Source organism: Shinella zoogloeoides, assembly GCF_020883495.1.
Lineage (GTDB): Bacteria > Pseudomonadota > Alphaproteobacteria > Rhizobiales > Rhizobiaceae > Shinella > Shinella zoogloeoides.
This window is the reverse complement of the sequence record NZ_CP086610.1, coordinates 221,432-237,647: the sequence shown is the minus strand read 5'-3', so window position 1 is coordinate 237,647 and position 16,216 is coordinate 221,432. Positions and strand designations below refer to the sequence as shown.

General features: G+C 66.0%; 15 protein-coding genes. 4 read left to right on the top strand and 11 right to left on the bottom strand.

The window, feature by feature from the left end:
• Positions 1-14: 14 nt before the first annotated feature.
• From K8M09_RS01140 to K8M09_RS01100, 9 genes are all read right to left on the bottom strand, one after another.
• On the bottom strand, positions 15-1,376 hold the full coding sequence (locus tag K8M09_RS01140; protein WP_160787775.1) for an MATE family efflux transporter: 1,362 nt from the start codon (positions 1,374-1,376) through the stop codon (positions 15-17).
• 9 nt (positions 1,377-1,385) lie between these two features.
• Positions 1,386-1,700 carry a putative quinol monooxygenase gene (locus tag K8M09_RS01135; RefSeq protein WP_206366700.1) on the bottom strand — a complete coding sequence of 105 codons (315 nt, stop codon included), beginning with the start codon at positions 1,698-1,700 and terminating at the stop codon, positions 1,386-1,388.
• An 11-nt stretch (positions 1,701-1,711) separates the two neighbouring features.
• Entirely contained in the window at positions 1,712-2,200 is a 489-nt protein-coding gene (locus tag K8M09_RS01130; RefSeq protein ID WP_160787773.1) for a CAP domain-containing protein, read from the bottom strand.
• Positions 2,200-2,466 (bottom strand): DUF6460 domain-containing protein, encoded by a 267-nt coding sequence (locus tag K8M09_RS01125; protein ID WP_160787772.1) that lies wholly within the window; start codon positions 2,464-2,466, stop codon positions 2,200-2,202. The genes K8M09_RS01130 and K8M09_RS01125 overlap by 1 nt, the downstream gene beginning before the upstream one ends.
• A 177-nt stretch (positions 2,467-2,643) precedes the next feature.
• Positions 2,644-4,854, bottom strand: coding sequence for an FAD-dependent oxidoreductase (locus K8M09_RS01120; RefSeq protein WP_160787771.1), 2,211 nt, complete (start codon positions 4,852-4,854; stop codon positions 2,644-2,646).
• A gap of 28 nt (positions 4,855-4,882) precedes the next feature.
• Positions 4,883-5,284 (bottom strand): YbaY family lipoprotein, encoded by a 402-nt coding sequence (locus K8M09_RS01115; RefSeq protein ID WP_160787770.1) that lies wholly within the window; start codon positions 5,282-5,284, stop codon positions 4,883-4,885.
• Positions 5,285-5,350: 66 nt separating this feature from the next.
• Positions 5,351-5,530 carry a hypothetical protein gene (locus K8M09_RS01110; RefSeq protein ID WP_229342076.1) on the bottom strand — a complete coding sequence of 60 codons (180 nt, stop codon included), beginning with the start codon at positions 5,528-5,530 and terminating at the stop codon, positions 5,351-5,353.
• Positions 5,531-5,582: 52 nt separating this feature from the next.
• Positions 5,583-6,791, bottom strand: coding sequence for an acetyl-CoA C-acetyltransferase (locus K8M09_RS01105; RefSeq protein ID WP_160787768.1), 1,209 nt, complete (start codon positions 6,789-6,791; stop codon positions 5,583-5,585).
• Positions 6,792-6,892: 101 nt separating this feature from the next.
• Positions 6,893-8,689, bottom strand: coding sequence for an acyl-CoA dehydrogenase C-terminal domain-containing protein (locus tag K8M09_RS01100; RefSeq protein ID WP_160787767.1), 1,797 nt, complete (start codon positions 8,687-8,689; stop codon positions 6,893-6,895).
• Positions 8,690-9,137: 448 nt separating this feature from the next.
• Between K8M09_RS01100 and K8M09_RS01095 the strand changes: the two genes are divergently transcribed.
• The 4 genes from K8M09_RS01095 to K8M09_RS01080 all read left to right on the top strand — a co-directional run bounded on the left by K8M09_RS01095 (position 9,138) and on the right by K8M09_RS01080 (position 15,129).
• Complete coding sequence (locus K8M09_RS01095) at positions 9,138-12,956, top strand: peptidoglycan-binding protein (RefSeq protein WP_160787766.1); 3,819 nt, start codon at positions 9,138-9,140, stop codon at positions 12,954-12,956.
• Positions 12,957-13,020: 64 nt separating this feature from the next.
• The gene (locus K8M09_RS01090; protein WP_160787765.1) at positions 13,021-13,191 is read left to right on the top strand and encodes a hypothetical protein; all 171 of its coding nucleotides are present in this window, start codon (positions 13,021-13,023) and stop codon (positions 13,189-13,191) included.
• 217 nt (positions 13,192-13,408) lie between these two features.
• Positions 13,409-14,335: a sulfite exporter TauE/SafE family protein gene (locus K8M09_RS01085; protein ID WP_160787764.1), complete on the top strand. Its 927-nt coding sequence runs from the start codon at positions 13,409-13,411 to the stop codon at positions 14,333-14,335.
• Positions 14,332-15,129, top strand: a complete 798-nt coding sequence (locus K8M09_RS01080; RefSeq protein ID WP_160787763.1) for a TIGR02186 family protein — start codon at positions 14,332-14,334, stop codon at positions 15,127-15,129. Before K8M09_RS01085 ends, K8M09_RS01080 begins: the two co-directional genes overlap by 4 nt.
• 3 nt (positions 15,130-15,132) lie before the next feature.
• Here K8M09_RS01080 and K8M09_RS01075 read toward each other — a convergent pair whose 3' ends face one another.
• Together K8M09_RS01075 and K8M09_RS01070 are read right to left on the bottom strand one after the other, a co-directional pair.
• Positions 15,133-15,573, bottom strand: a complete 441-nt coding sequence (locus K8M09_RS01075; protein ID WP_160787762.1) for a universal stress protein — start codon at positions 15,571-15,573, stop codon at positions 15,133-15,135.
• A 136-nt stretch (positions 15,574-15,709) separates the two neighbouring features.
• On the bottom strand, positions 15,710-16,213 hold the full coding sequence (locus K8M09_RS01070; protein WP_160787761.1) for a winged helix-turn-helix transcriptional regulator: 504 nt from the start codon (positions 16,211-16,213) through the stop codon (positions 15,710-15,712).
• Between the last annotated feature and the right edge of the window lie 3 nt (positions 16,214-16,216).

Here is a 16,216-nt window from a genome sequence, read left to right as displayed (position 1 = left end):
CGAAGGGCCGGAGATCAGCTCCGGCCCGCCCCGGAAAACTGCCGGCCCGCCAGCGCCGGCAGGCGCAGCGCGAAGAATATCCCCCGGAACGCCAGGAACAGATTCAGCGAGAGCCAAAGCCCGTGATTGCCGAGGAGCGGCACGAAGAGGGCAAGTGCCGCGATATAGCCCACGAAGGCCGCCATCATCATGTTGCGCATGGCCGAAGACCAGGTCGCGCCGATGAACACGCCGTCCATCTGGAAGGCGAGCGCCCCGCTGATCGCCGTCAGCGCCGCCCAGGGCAGGTATTTCGCCGCCTCGACCCGCACGCTCTCCGTCGTCGTCAGCAGGGCGATCACATCCGTTCCGAAAAGGAGCAGGAGCATCGTCGTTGCCGCACCGAGGCCGAAGGACCAGATCACGGTCAGCTTCACCGCTCGGTCGAAGGCTGGGCGGAAATTGGCGCCCAGGGCCCGGCCGACGAGCTGTTCGGCGGCGTTGGCGAGGCCGTCGAGATAATAGCCGGCGACGAGGAAGATGTTCATCAGCACCGCATTGGCCGCCAGCACCAGCGGCCCCATCGAGGAGCCGATGCGCGTCATGATGGCGAAGGAACCGATCAGCACGAAGGTGCGGATCATGATGTCGCGGTTCAGCGAGAACAGCGCCCGCATGCGTTCGCGCGCGAAGATTTCCGCGCGCGCCGGCCGGTGGGCGCGCTCGAAGCGCGAGACGACGATGAGGAGGCCGGCCAGCGTGCCGACCGTCTCGCCGGCGAAGGTGCCCCAGGCGATGCCGGCGACGCCCCAGCCCAGCCCGAGGCCGAGACCGATCGACAGCGCGATGTTGATGCCGTTGATGATGGCCGGCAGCAGCAGCCCCGTCATGCCCTGTCCCCGCCCGAGCACGAAGCCGAGCAGGGTGTAGTTGGCGAGCGCCATGGGGGCGGACAGCACGCGGATCGTGAAATAGGTCGAGGTGACCTCCGCCACCTCCGGCGACGGGGCCATCAGGAAAAGCCCGGCGGAAAGTAGCAGCGGCGAGAGCAGCGAAATCACCAGTCCCACGCAAAGCGCGATCGTGAGCGAGCGCCAGTAGACCGCCTGCTCCTCGCTCCGGTCGCCGCGCCCGTAAGCCTGTGCCACGAGGCCGGTGGTGGAGGCGCGCAGGAAATTGAAACTGCCGAGCAGCAGATCGAAGAGCACCGCGCCCACGGCAAGCCCGGCCAGCGCATTGGCCGAGCCGAGCCGCCCGGCCACCGCCGTGTCGGTCAGGCCCAGCAGCGGCGTCGTCAGGAAGCCGAGCGTCATGGGGATGGCGATGGACAGCACCAGCCGGTGCGTCACCTCGAAGGCGCCGGATCCATCGTTTTCAGGTATCGCCGCTGCGCTCATATGCCGTTCCTACTTCGCTGCCAGCAGGATCGGCGTCACCGGGAGAAGGCGAAGCGAGCGAACCATGGAGGCCGTCAGCGTCTTGTACTTCTGAAAATGCGGCGTGGCGAGATGCGCCTGATAGGCCGCCTCGTCGGCATACAGTTCGAGCAGCCGGATTTTTTCCGGCGCTTCGTCGAGAGAAACAGCATGCAGCATGAGGACGCCGGGTTCGAGACGGACGGAAGCTTCGATCTCCTCGGCCAGCAGAGACCTGTAGCTGTCCAATTGGGCGGGGTCGATCTCCAGCTCCGCAATCCTGACGATCTGCCGGCTTCGCCCCATATCCGTCTCCATCAGCCCGAAAGCACCATCGCCCAGTAACGCCGGCCGCCCGAGGCCGGGTTGGAGACGACCGCAACGCCGAGACCGCGATAGTTGCCCAGCATGTTGGCGAGGTGCTTGGGCGAACGATACCAGGCGTCGAAGGCTTCCGCCGCGCTGTCCTGTCCGGCCGCGATATTCTCCGCCGCCGGCAGGACGACATCCATGCCCTTCATGCGTTTGCCGAAATTCGCGCCGAGGCCGATATTGTGCTCCATCTTGCCGGCCGCCGCCATGCGGCTTGCCTGATCCATCGCCGCGTGTTGCGCGGCCGGGTCGATCGAGAGCGCCGGCAGCCCGCGCCCGGCCCTCAGCTTGTTGACGAGGCCAAGCGAAGCGGCCGTCTGGTCGCTGCCGGTTCCTGCCGAAGGGGCCGGCGGGCGCGTGGTGGAGCAGCCGGCGGCAAGCGCGGCGAGGGCCGCCGCGGAGGCGGTGAGAAAGGCGCGGCGGGAAGAGGTCATCAGCGGCGGTAGCTCAGGAGACGGATGAGGACAAAGACCGGAACGACGATGACCGCGCCGAGCAGCAGATAGTCGCCAAGCTTGCCCAGCGTCTTGAAGCCCTTGTTCCACAGGTCGATGACGAAATCGCGCACGGCGAAGAGGATGTCATCCGGGTAAAGTCCGAAGATCGACATCAGGAAGCCCACAGCCACCGACAGGATCAGGAGCTTGATGAGCACGCGCAGCGGTGTGTCGCCGAGGAAGCCGTTCACGCCGTTCGACATGGGCTGATTCTCCAAAAGTTCATGCCCTCCCAGATAAGCCGTCCCCGCCCCCGCGGCAAGAAGCGCGCGGGAAGGGCGGAAATGGGGCGAAGGGCAAAGATAGCGGAAGGAGAGGCTTCTTAAGAAAAACGCCCCGGCTCAGGCGGCGGGCCTGAACCGGGGCGTTGGGGGGGCGGCTCAGGCCGCCTTCTTGGCGTCCGGCGCGAAGCGGCCGTAGAAGGTTTCGCCCTTGGCGGCCATGTCCTTCAGCAGCAGCGTCGGCTGGAAGTGGCTGCCGTAGCTGGCGGCGAGCTTCTCGCAGAGCGCGACGAAATTCTTCACGCCCATGCCGTCGATGTAGGAGAGCGTGCCGCCGGTATAGGGCGCAAAACCGAAGCCGAGGATGGAGCCGACATCGGCCTCGCGCGGATCGGTAACGATGCCCTCTTCCATGGTGCGGGCCGCTTCCAGCGCGATGGTGACGAGCAGGCGCTCCTTGATCACCTTGATATCGACGTCGTCGGGCTTCTGCTGCGGATAGAGGTCCTTCAGGCCCGGCCACAGCTTCTTCTTCGCCGGCTTCGGCGGATAGTCGTAGAAGCCCTTGCCGGCCTTGCGGCCGAGACGGCCTTCGCCTTCCACCAGCTTCGTGACCAGCTCCATGTGGCGCGGATCGACGGATTCGGCGCCGAGATCGGCGATGGAGGCCTTGAAGATCTTGTAGGACAGATCGACGGCGACTTCATCGTTCAGCGACAGCGGGCCGACCGGCATGCCGGCCATCTTGGCGGCATTCTCGATCATCGCCGCCGGCACGCCTTCGATCAGCATGTCATAGGCTTCGGCCATGTAACGGAAGACGCAGCGGTTGACGTAGAAGCCGCGCGTGTCGTTGACGACGATCGGCGTCTTCTTGATGGCCGCAACGTAATCGAGCGCGGTGGCGAGCGCCTTGTCGCCCGTCTCCTTACCGAGGATCACTTCCACCAGCATCATCTTGTCGACCGGCGAGAAGAAGTGGATGCCGATGAACTGGTTCGGGCGCTTGGAATTCTTGGCAAGGCCGGTGATCGGCAGGGTCGAGGTGTTGGAGGCGAAGATAGCGTCTTCGCGCAGCACGGCCTCGATCTTTTCGGTGACTTCCTTCTTGACGTTGCGGTCCTCGAAGACGGCCTCGATGACGAGGTCGGCATCGGCGAGGTTCGCATAGTCCGGCGTCGGGGTGATGAGGGAAAGCAGCTTCTCGCCGTCTTCCTTCGACATGCGGCCCTTGCCGATGGCGCCGGTGACGAGGCCTTCGGAATGCGCCTTGCCCTTGTCGGCAGCCTCCTGGTCGCGGTCGATCAGCACGACCGGAATGCCGGCGGCAGCGGTGACATAGGCGATGGAAGCACCCATGAAGCCGGCGCCAACGACGGCGACCTTCTTGAACTCCGCCTTCGGCACGCCGGCCGGGCGGCGCGCGCCCTTGCCGAGTTCCTGCATGGAGATGAACAGCGACCGGATCATCGAGAAGGCTTCGGTCGTCTGGAGGATGTAGGTGAAGTAGCGCTGCTCGATCTTCAGGCCCGTTTCGAAGGGAACCTGCAGGCCTTCATAGACGCACTTCAGAATGGCAAGCGCGCCCGGATAGTTGCCCGCGGTCTCGCGGCGCAGGATCGCAGGAGCGGCCGGCCAGAGCTGGGCGGAAGCCGGCGTCCAGATGCCGCCGCCGGGAGCCTTGAAGCCCTTCTCGTCCCAGGGCTGTACGGGCTTGAGGCCGTCCTTGATCATCTGCTTTGCGGCGGGGATGAGCTGGTCGGGCTCGACGACCTGATGCACGAGGTTCATCGCCTTGGCGCGCGCGCCCGTCAGCGAGGAGCCCGTCGTCATCATCTGCAGGGCGTCCTGCGCGTTGGCAAGGCGCGGCACGCGCTGGGTGCCGCCGGCGCCGGGGAAGATGCCGACCTTGACTTCAGGCAGCGCGATCTTGACCGACTTGGCGTTGGAAGCGACGCGGCCATGGCAGGCCAGCGACATTTCGAAAGCGCCGCCCATGCAGGTGCCGTTGATGGCCGAGACCCACGGCTTGCCGCAGGTTTCGAGCTTCCGGAACAGCCAAGTCATGCGGCCCGTGGCGTCGAACAGCTTCTGCACGGCGGTCGCCGGATCGGTCGCCTCGGCGTCCTTCAGGAGATCGAAGCTCGCCTTGATCATCGAGAGGTCCGCGCCGCCCGAGAAGGAGGACTTACCGGACGTGATGACCACGCCCTTGACGGCGGCGTCGGCGACGATCTGGTCGATGATCGCGTCGAGTTCGTCCATCACCTCGACGGTGAAGACGTTCATCGACTTTTCAGGCATGTCCCAGGTGACCAGCGCAATGCCGTCGGCGTCGGTCTCGATGGAAAAGTTCTTGTATGCGCTCATGGTTTCTCCCCCTCAGTAGAGAATGGGCTCAGTAGAGAATGGGTTCGATCTGCAGCGAGGCTTTGCCCCGGCCGCTATATCCCTGTTTCGTCGTGTTGGTGGCGATGAGACGGCCGTGCCGTTCGAGCCGGACGGTGAAGCCCGGATCGACCGCCCTGCTAAGCGCCGAGCGCTTCACCCGCATCGAAAAGCGGATGGAATGCCGGTCGCCCTTGCTGATGGCGGTGGTCCTGGCGATGAGCCTTGCCGGCGCATCCATGATGCCCTGCTCCTCCAGCCGGATCGTCAGCCGGCCGACCGGAACGGGACCGCTCGTCACATTGGTGACGGTGCCCGACAGCACGAAGCTATCGCCCGCCTCGGCGGAGGAGGCGATGAGGCCTGCCCCGATGAGGGTGAGGAAGCTGCGGCGTGTCGTCGGGCTCGTCATGGTCAGACCCTTTCGGTGATGAAGTTCTTGTCGGTCACGATGGGTTCCTCTTCCCAGAAAGTGTTCCTACCAGAGGTAGGCGATTGCGAGGCCGGATATGCCGATGAGCAGAACGAAGAAGAGCAAATCGCCGCGGAGCTGGACGCGCGATGCGCGGGCCTCCTCCTTGGTCTTGACCTTGGTAGAGGCCAGGTAGTCGTCCTTCATGTCCTTGTCGCGATAGTGGTGAGCCAGCTCTTGCTGCACCCCAGGTCGCTCACGCTCGTAGAGATCCCTGTCCGGCCTCCCGTCGCCCATCTCAAACCCGTTCGACGATCGTCGCCGTGCCCATGCCCGCGCCGATGCAGAGCGTGACGAGGGCGACGTTGAGATCGCGGCGTTCCAGCTCGTCGAGCACCGTGCCGAGGATCATCGCGCCGGTCGCGCCGAGCGGATGGCCCATGGCGATGGCGCCGCCGTTGACGTTCATCTTGTCGTGCGGAATGTCGAAGGCCTGCATGTGGCGCAGCACCACGGCGGCGAAGGCTTCGTTCAGCTCGAAGAGGTCGATATCGGAGAGCTTCATGCCGGTGCGGGCGAGCAGCTTTTCCGTGACGTCGACCGGGCCGGTCAGCATCAGCGCCGGGTCGGAGCCGATATTGGCGAAGGCCTTGATGCGGCCGCGCGGCTTCTTGCCGAGAATGTTGCCGCCTTCCTTGGAACCGAGCAGCACGGCGGCTGCGCCATCGACGATGCCCGAGGAATTGCCGGCATGGTGCACGTAGTTGATGCCTTCGATTTCCGGATGCGCCTGGATGGCGACGGCTTCGAAGCCGCCCATCTCGCCGGGCATCTGGAAGGAGGGCTGGAGCTGGGCGAGCGCCTGCATGTCGGTGCCCGGGCGCATGTGCTCGTCATGGGCGAGGATCGTCAGGCCGTTGATATCCTTCACCGGCACGACGGAATTCTTGAAGTAGCCGTTCTGCCAGGCATGGGCGGCACGCTTCTGGCTCTCGACGGCATAGGCGTCGACGTCGTCGCGGGAAAAACCGTATTTGGTGGCGATCAGGTCGGCCGAAACGCCCTGCGGCATGAAATAAGCCGGGAAGTTGACCGAGGGGTCCATGAACCAGGCGCCGCCCGACATGCCGAGGCCGACGCGGGACATGCTCTCGACGCCGCCGGCGATGACGATGTCGTCCGCGCCCTGGGCGATCTTCGCCGCGCCGAGGTTCACGGCGTCGAGGCCGGAGGCGCAGAAGCGGGAAAGCTGCACGCCCGGCGCGCGGGTCGAATAGCCGGCCTCGAAGGCGGCGGCCTTGGGGATGACGGCGCCGGCATCCATGACCGGATCGACGCAGCCCATGACGATGTCGTCGACCTTGTCGGTGTCCAGCCCGTTGCGGTCGCGCACCGCTTCCAGCACCTTGGCGGCGAGGCGGACGGACGGCACTTCGTGCAGCGAGCCGTCCTTCTTGCCGCGCCCGCGCGGGGTGCGCACGTGATCGTAGATGAAGACGTCGGTCATTGGTCTCTTCTCCCTGGCGGCGCATCGCGCCCTAGAATTCATGGCTCGCGGCTTGCGACTGTAGCCCCTCGCCCCGCATTCGGGGAGAGGGGTGGAAAGCGTCAGAACGCCTCGGCGGCGAGTTCCATCGTCGTGTCCGCGCCGGCCTCGATGCGGGTCTTGCGCAGGCCCGTTTCCGGCATCAGGCGTTCCATGAAGAACTTCGCCGTGATCAGCTTGTTCTTCAGGAAGTCTTCGCGCTCGCCCGCGCCGTTCGCAAGGCCTTCCTCGGCGGCCTTGGCGATCTTCGCCCACATATAGCCGATGACGACGAGGCCGAAGAGGTGCATGTAGTCGGTCGAGCCGGCGCCGGCATTGTCGGGCTTGGCCATGGCGTTCTGCATGAACCACATGGTTCCGGCCTGCAGGTCGTTCAGGCCCTTCTTGAGGGCCTTGGTGAAGGTGGCGAGCTTCTCGTCATTGCGGTTCTCTTCGCAGAAATCGCCGATTTCCTTGAAGAGGGCCATGACGGCGCGACCGCCATTCATGCCGAGCTTGCGGCCGACGAGGTCGAGCGCCTGGATGCCGTTGGCGCCCTCGTAGATCATGGCGATGCGCGCGTCACGCACATACTGGCTCATGCCGTGCTCTTCGATATAGCCGTGGCCGCCGAAGACCTGCTGGGCCATGACGGCATGGTCGAAGCCCTTGTCCGTCAGCACGCCCTTGAGGATCGGCGTCATCAGACCGAGGATATCGTCGGCGGACTGGCGTTCCTTCTCGTCGGCCGAACGATGCGCGATATCGGATTTCAGCGCCGTCCAGAGCGTGAAGGCGCGGCCGCCCTCCGTCCAGGCCTTGATGGTCATCAGCGCACGGCGGATATCGGGATGCACGATCAGCGGATCGGCCTTGCCGTCCGGGTTCTTGACGCCCGAGAGCGAGCGGCCCTGCAGGCGCTCGCGGGCATAGTTGGCGGCGTTCTGGTAGGCGACTTCGGCAATCGACAGGCCCTGCAGGCCGACGCCGAGGCGCGCTTCGTTCATCATCACGAACATGGCGTTGAGGCCCTTGTTCTCGGTGCCGATGAGGAAGCCCTTGGCTTCGTCATAATTCATGACGCAGGTCGAGTTGCCGTGGATGCCCATCTTGTGCTCGATGGCGCCGCAGGAAACCGTGTTGCGTGTCCCCGGCGTGCCGTCGTCCTTGAGGACGTATTTCGGAACGATGAAGAGCGAGATGCCCTTGACGCCTTCCGGCGCGCCCTCGATGCGGGCGAGAACGAGGTGGACGATGTTCTCCGACATGTCGTGCTCGCCGGCGGAGATGAAGATCTTCTGGCCGGAAATCTTGTAGGAGCCGTCGGCCTGCGGCACGGCCTTGGAGCGCAGGAGACCGAGGTCGGTGCCGCAATGGGGCTCCGTCAGGTTCATCGTGCCGGTCCAGGTGCCTTCCACCATCTTCGGCAGGTAGGCGGCCTTCTGCTCGTCGGAGCCGTGGACGAGGATCGCGGCGATCGCGCCCTGCGTCAGGCCCGGATACATGGTGAGCGCCATGTTGGCCGAGGACATGTATTCGCCGACGGCGGTGTGCAGCACATAGGGAAGACCCTGGCCGCCGAATTCCTCCGGCACGGCAAGCCCCATCCAGCCGCCCTGGCGATAGAGGTCGAAGGCCTGCTTGTAGCCCTTCGGCGTTACCACCGTGGCGTCGTCGTTACGCTTGCAGCCCTCCTGGTCGCCGGAGAGGTTGACGGGGAACAGCACTTCCTCGGCAAGCTTGGCCGCCTCGCCGGCAATCGCTTCCAGCATGTCGCCCGTCGCGTCGGCGAAGCCGGGCAGGTTGTTGTAGCGCTCCAGCGACAGGACGTCGTTCAGGATGAAAAGCGTGTCATTCACGGGGGCCTTGTAGATCGGCATTTCTCGCGTTCCTCACCTATGCCACGGACAAACGTCCGGTCCTTGGGGAGGGAGTGTATAAAACTTTGACGTTTGCGTAAACGTCAAAACGCAAGCGGCGACGAATTTTTCGCTCAGCGGGCGTGGCCTGCCCGGCGGAAGCCACCCGGCAATGGGCCTCACGCTGTCCCGCAATCGCCCATCTTCCCCGCTCCGGCGCAGTCTATGAGCAAATCGTTAAAAAATTTACGGGCGAGTTAACCCCTTGTTTACCACGTTTCGGGAATTGTGCGCTTGAGGGCGTGGGATCGGGAATCATTTCGGCTTCCCCTGTCAGGCCCGGACGAACGGTCCGGGCAGAAGCAGGACGACACGGATTTCCGCCAAAACGCAGAAAGAGCGCCGCCGGGCGGGCAGCGCTTCCAAGGGTATCTCCCGGCAGGCCGACGGCCGCCAAAGCGAGGCGAAGATGAACGGATCGCGAAACCCGCAACGTCATGGCGAACGGTCTTCGCTCGACGCGCTCAACCGCACCATCGAGGGGCTGGAAGCGCGCATCGAGGGCCTGATGGCGAACGGCCGGGATGCACGCGGACGCAGCGAGGAGCGTTTTGCCCCCCGTGCCGAGCAGGGTCGCGCCGAACAGGCCCGCTACGAGCAGCCGCCGCGCAACGTTCCGCGGCGAGAGGACCCCATTTCCGAGATCATGCAGCGCCAGCGCGCCATCGAGGGCGACCGCGAGCGCATCGGCCAGCGTAGCGAACGCCGCGCCCCTTCCACCGATCACCATGCCGCCGCCCAGCAGGCGCACACCGCCTATGGCCACGCGCCCGCCCGCGCGGAAGGCTCGGTCGAGGATATCGCCAAGGCGCTCGTCTCCCTGCGGCAGGACCTCAAGCGCGATATCGCCGACGGGCTGGAGCGCGAGATGCAGTCGCTGCGCTCGGAAATCCGCGGCATCCGCCAGATGGCCGAGGGCCGTGGCGGCAATGACGACGTGCGCGCGGAACTGGCGCGCCTTTCCACCGGCATCAGCCAGCTCGGCCGCCAGGCTGGGCAGGCTTCTGGCCAGACGGACGGCCTGCGCGTCGAATTCGACGAGCTGCGCTCCGTGCTGGACGGCCTTGCCCGCGAGGATTCCGTGCGTCGCATGGAGGACCGCTGGAGCGGCGTCGAGCAGAAGCTTTCCGTCTTCGACCAGTCGCGCGACGACGAACTGGTGGCGCTCGCCTACCGGCTCGACGAGCTGAAGGCCCAGATCAACACGATGAGCGCGACGCCCGCGATCCGCGCGCTGGAAGACAAGATCGAATCCGTCGTCCACGCCGTCGACATGCTCGGCCGGCAGCACGAGCCGGACAGCGGCCGCTTCGTGACCGCCGTCGCCTCGCAGTTCGCCGGCCTCGACACGCGCCTCGACGAGATCAGCCGGGCGATTGCCGCCGCCGGCCGCATGCAGCAGTCGCCGTCCGCCGACCACGCCATGATGCAGCGCCTCGAAGGCCGCATCGCCGACCTTGCCGACCAGCTCGACATCATGGCGCATCGCCCCGCACCGGAGGACCACGGCCTCGGCATGCGCATCGAGGCGCTGGCGAGCCGGATCGAGGATCTTTCGAACGAACGCGCGACGCTGCGCCTCGAAGAGCGCATCGAGCAGCTTTCGCAGATGCTGGAACAGGGCCAGCAGGCCGCGCCCACCGCCCTTCTCGGCGGCGACGAGCTTGCCTATTACCTCTCCGACATTTCCCGCAAGATCGACGCGCTCGACCAGGGCAGCGTCAACAACGATCTGGCCGACCGGCTCGACGCGCTCGCCCGCCGCATCGACAATCTCGACACGCCCGTCGGAAGCCCCTTCCAGGAAGAGCGTTTCTCGCATCTCGAAGGCCGCCTTTCGGCGATTGCCGACCGGCTCGACGCCACCAGCACCGCACCGGCCGGCGACCACGAGGCGCTGCGCGGCCTGGAGGCACAGATCGCCCACCTGTCCACGCTGATCAGCGCGCCGGCCCCCTCCTCCTTCGCGGCGGTGCCGCCGGATGTCGAGAACCGTCTTGCGACCATCGAGGACTATATGGCGACCAACGACGACTATATCGTCGAGGCCGCGCGCCAGGCGGCGGAAGCCGTGATGGAAGCCTATCGCCATGCCGCCCCCGCGGCCGCCGCCAACACCGACATGGCCGCGATTGCCGGCCTTGCTGGCGACCTGCGCGCCCTGGAGGAACTGACCCGCTCCAGCGAGGACCGCACGGCGCGCACCTTCGACGCCCTGCACGACACGCTGGTGCAGATCGCCGGCCGCCTCGAACAGCTCGACGCCCCGCGCGAAACCTTCGGCCGCCGCGAGGCCGCCATGCCCCGCGCAGAAATGCCGGCCATGGATTTCGGCCGTGACGCCGCCACGGCTTCGAGCCTTGCCGGCAACGACTACCCGTTCGAGGACGACGGTTTCGGCGCGGCCCCGTACACGGCCGAGGCGGAGGAACCGCAGGAAGACAGCCGCTTCGCCGAGATCGAAGTGGAGCATATCGACGTTCCCGCGCGGCCCGAGCCGCTGGACGAGTCCGTCGCCTTCGCCGGCGAGACGCAGGAACAGCCGAAGGGCGGCCTCCTCGCCGGCCTGAAGCGCCGCTTCAAGCCGGCCGGCAAGGCCGTCGCCGTCAAGACGGAGCGCCAGCAGATCGATCCGACGCCGTCCATCGACGCCGCCGACGAACTGGCGCCGGAAGAGGCCAACCAGCTTCTGGAGCCGGGTTCCGGCGTGCCGGACGTCCGCCGCATCCTGGAGCGCGTGCGCGCCGGCCAGGCATCCGGCAACCGCGCCGGCAGCGAAGGCGAGAAGGCCGATTTCATCGCCGCCGCCCGCCGCGCCGCCAAGCTCGCCGCCGAGGAAGCCGACACGATCTCCCGCGTCGCCCCCGCGAAGAAATCCGAAAAGCCGGCCAGGGGCGAAAAGCCCGCTTCCGCGCTGTCGCGCCACCGCCGGCCGATCCTGCTCGCCGTCGGGGCGGTGCTGCTCGCCATCATGTCCTACCCGCTGGTCAACACGCTGATCCGCGGCGACGACGCGCCTGTCATCGTCGAGCAGACGGCCGAGACCCGTGCGGACGCCAGGCCCGCCGGAACGGCGACGGCGAAGACGGCCGAAACCCCGGTCATCGAAAAGAAGGCCGTCACCAAGCCCGCCGGAGCGGAACGCGGCCTTGCAGGAACCGACAAGGGCGCGGCCATAGAGACGCCCCGGCAGACCTCCGCCGGCGGCGCGGATATGCTTGCGACCCCTGCCCTCACGGACGGCAACGCCACCGCGGGCTTCGAGCCGGTGACGACGCCGGACGCCGCCGAGCCGTTGGCCGGCAAGGACGCCAAGGCTTCCGCCGCGACCGCGCCGGTCGATCAGGTCCAGACGGCAGCCATCGTGGTGCCGGATGCCATCACCCCCGCCTCGCTTGCCAAGGCGGCCGGCGAGGGCGATCCGCTGGCGCTGTTCGAGATCGGTGCGCGCTACACCGAAGGCCGCGGCGTTGCCGCCGACCTCAAGGAAGCCGCCCGCTGGTACGAGCTTGCCGCCGCCCGCGGTTTTGCGCCGGCCGAATACCGCCTCGCCAATCTCTACGAGAAGGGCCAGGGCGTCGCGCCCGACATCGACCGCGCCCGCAAGCTCTATGAAACCGCCGCCGCCAAGGGCAATGCCAGCGCCATGCACAATCTCGCGGTCCTGCTGGCGACCGGCCTCGGCTCGGAGGGCCCGGATTTCGACGCGGCGGCAAAGTGGTTCCAGAAGGCCTCGGAACTCGGCGTTCGCGACAGCCAGTTCAACCTCGCCATTCTCTATGCGCGCGGCAACGGCGTGAAGCCGGACATCGAGGAATCCTACAAGTGGTTCGCCATCGCCGCCCGCGACGGCGACCAGGATGCCGCGCAGAAGCGCGACGAGGTGGCCAACGCCATGAAGCCAGAGCAGCTCGCAAGCGCCAAGGCGAAGATGGAGCTCTGGAAGCCGCAGCCGCTCGACGAGAAGGCCAATTCGGCGGACCTGCCCGACGAATGGGTCGGCAACGCGACGAAGACCGCCAGCGTCGACATGAAGAAGGCCATCCGCAACATCCAGGCCATCCTCAACAACAACGGCTTCAACGCCGGCACGCCGGACGGCGAGATGGGCAAGAAGACCGTCACCGCCATCAAGGCCTTCCAGAAATCGGTGGGCCAGAAGGAGACCGGCGAGATCGACGACGCGCTCGTCACCGAACTCCTGAAGCGCAACAAGCAGCCGGGCTGACCGGCAGATACCGGAGGGGCCACTGACGCGGCTTCTCCGGTTGACTTGTGCAGACCCCGAGGGCATGACGCTCACCACGACGCCGCACGCCGATCACGATGTGCGACAGGCGCCGGGGCATTTTGATCCCTTGCATGATCTCATCCTTAAATCGGCCCCGATTTGGGAAGTATGCAATAGAAAATTCATGTCCCTCCAAGATGATAACGCCGACGACAAACGTCATCATCCGTGAGGGCGCCAGGGCGCGCGCCTGTGGCCGCGCCCCATGACCGATCCTTGCGGAAAGCAGGGCGCGACCGGCCGGTGGAGGGGGCTTCCTCCCGCGGCGGGACGCCTCCTTTATTTTCTGCCTGCCGAAGAGGAGCCGCGGCGGGCAAGAGGGGTGAACGCGGCTGCCTAAGTGCTGAAGTCTCCGCAGCGGCGGAGGAATTGCCGATCGGGGTATCGTTGTGACTGTCTATCTGCCCATCGCAGAGCTTTCGGTGAATATCTTCATCATTCTCGGCATGGGCGCGGCCGTCGGCTTCCTTTCCGGCATGTTCGGTGTCGGCGGCGGCTTCCTCATCACGCCGCTCCTCATCTTCTACAACATTCCCCCGGTCGTCGCGGTCGCAACGGGTGCGAACCAGGTCGTCGCCTCCTCGGTTTCCGGCGCGCTCTCGCATTTCCGGCGCGGCACGCTGGACGTCAAGCTCGGCACGGTGCTGCTCGTCGGCGGTCTTGCGGGCGCCACGGTCGGCATATGGATCTTCGCGATGCTGCGCAGCGTCGGCCAGCTCGACCTCGTCATCTCGCTGCTCTATGTCGTGCTGCTCGGCACCGTCGGCACGCTGATGATGCTGGAGAGCATCCGCGCCATGCGACGCTCGGCCAAGAACCAGCCCGTCTCCCTGCGCCGCCCCGGCCAGCATAGCTGGATACACCGCCTGCCGCTGAAGATGCGCTTCAAGAAGTCGAAGATCTATCTCTCGGTCATTCCGGTGGTCGGCCTCGGCTTCGGCATCGGCATCCTCACCTCGGTCATGGGTGTCGGCGGCGGCTTCATCATGGTGCCGGCAATGATCTATCTCTTGCGCATCCCGACGAACGTGGTCGTCGGCACCTCGCTGTTCCAGATCATCTTCGTCACCGCCTACACGACCATCGTGCAGGCAACGACCAACTATTCCGTCGACATCGTGCTCGCCTTCATCCTCATGGTCGCGGGCGTGATCGGCGCGCAATACGGCGTGCGCGTCGGCCAGAAGCTCCGCGGCGAGCAGTTGCGCGCGCTGCTCGCGCTCCTCGTCCTTGCCGTCGGCGCCCGCCTCGCCGTCGATCTTGTCATCGCGCCCGACGATATCTATTCCATCGTCAGCGAGGGGGTCTATCGATGAGAAGGATCGCCGCCGCCCTGCTGCTCGCCTTCGGCCTCGCCCTCCCCGCCGGCGCGCAGGTGCTGGAAGACCGGCCCGTCGATTTTCCCGAACGGCTCGAAATCGGCATCTCCACCGACGAGATCGCCATCTCCTCGGATTTCCGCGGCGCGGACCTGACGATCTTCGGCGCGATCGAGGGCTATGACCCCGATCTTCTCGCCCAGGGCAAATACGATATCGTGGTGGCGCTGGAAGGGCCGAAGGACAACAACACGGTGCGCGTCAAGGAACGCGTCTTCGGCATCTGGGTCAACCGCCGCTCGATGACCTTCGAGCTTGTGCCGGAGTCCTATTCGCTGTCGAGCACGCGCGACCTCGAGACGATTGCCGAGCCGGCCATGCTCAACGGCGTCGGCGTCGGCATCCAGCATATCCGCCTCTCGCCCATCGGCTATGTCGGCGACGGCAGCACGATCGGCGAATTCCGCGAGGCGTTCCGCCGACTGAAGGAAAGCGGCGGCTTCTACCAGCGCGATCCGGGCGGCGTGCAGTTCATCAGCGCGAGCCTGTTCAAGGCGACGGTCCGCCTGCCGGCGAACGTGCCGAACGGCACCCATGTCGTGCGCGCCCATCTTTTCCGCGATGGCGTCTTCATCGCTGAAAAAGCCCTGCCGCTGCGCGTGATGAAGACCGGCCTCGAACAGATGATCTCAAGCGCCGCGCATAACAATGCGCTCGCCTATGGCGGGCTTTCGGTGCTGCTCGCCCTGCTCACCGGATGGCTGGCAAGCGTGGTCTTCCGCAAGGACTGACCGTCAGGATCGGTAGACCAGCACCGGCACGTTCGCATGGCCGAGCACCTTGGTCGTGACGCTGCCCATCAGGAAGGCGCTGACGCCACGCCGGCCGTGCGAGGCCATGGCGATGAGATCGCAACCACGTTCCTTCGCCGTGTCGATAATCGCCTGCCAGGCATCGCCCGCCGCCACCTGCAGCGTTTCCACCGGCACGCCGGCCGCCGCCGCCTTGGCCTCCACCGCGCCGAGGATGCGCACGCCGCTCTCCTTCAGATGCGCTTCGTATTCCGCGCGCAGGTTGATGGTCGCGCCGGGCGTGATGGGCAGGAAATGCAGCGGCTCGGCCACCGTGAGCGCCGTTACCCGCGCGCCCAGCGTCCGGGCGAGCTGCAATGCGTGGTCGAGGGCGGCGGAGGAGAGATCCGATCCATCCGTGGGAACGAGGATATGCCTGTACATGCTTCAGCCTCCCTTTTTCATCGATATAGAGCGCTCTCGCTTTTCTTCGAATCGCGAAACCGCCCGCACCCTTGCTGAAATACCCTAGACGTCGCTGCGCCTGCGGCGTTGATGGAAATCAACCGCCGCGCCTTCGTCAAGCGATTGCTGCGGCCCGTTTCGCGACGGTCGCCTCGTAGGCCGCCTGCAGCTCTCCGAAAACCGAGCGGGAAGGCCGCGGCGCGCCGAGATGGATGGCGCGCAGCTCCTCCATGAACGCCGCCCACATCTCCGCTCCCCCCTCCTCCAGCAGTTCGGCGCGGATGGAAAGCGTCTCCGTCACCGGCAGGAAGCGCCGCCCCCAGGCGCCCATCATGGCGAAGACGGGAACCAGCGCTATGCCCATTTCCGTGAGGCTGTAGAGTGCCTTCTGCTTGTGGCTCGGATCATCCGCCCTGCTGATCAGCCCCTCCTCGACGAGCCGGCGAAGCCGGTCGGCCAGGATGTTCGAGGCGATGCCCTCCTCCGATTTCGTCAGCAGCTCGCGGAAATGACGGCGGTTGCCGAACATCATGTCGCGCAGCACGATCAGGCTCCAGCGGTCTCCGAGGATTTCCAGCGTCAGGTTGATCGGGCAGCCGGAACGGCGGGCGTCTTTCATCGG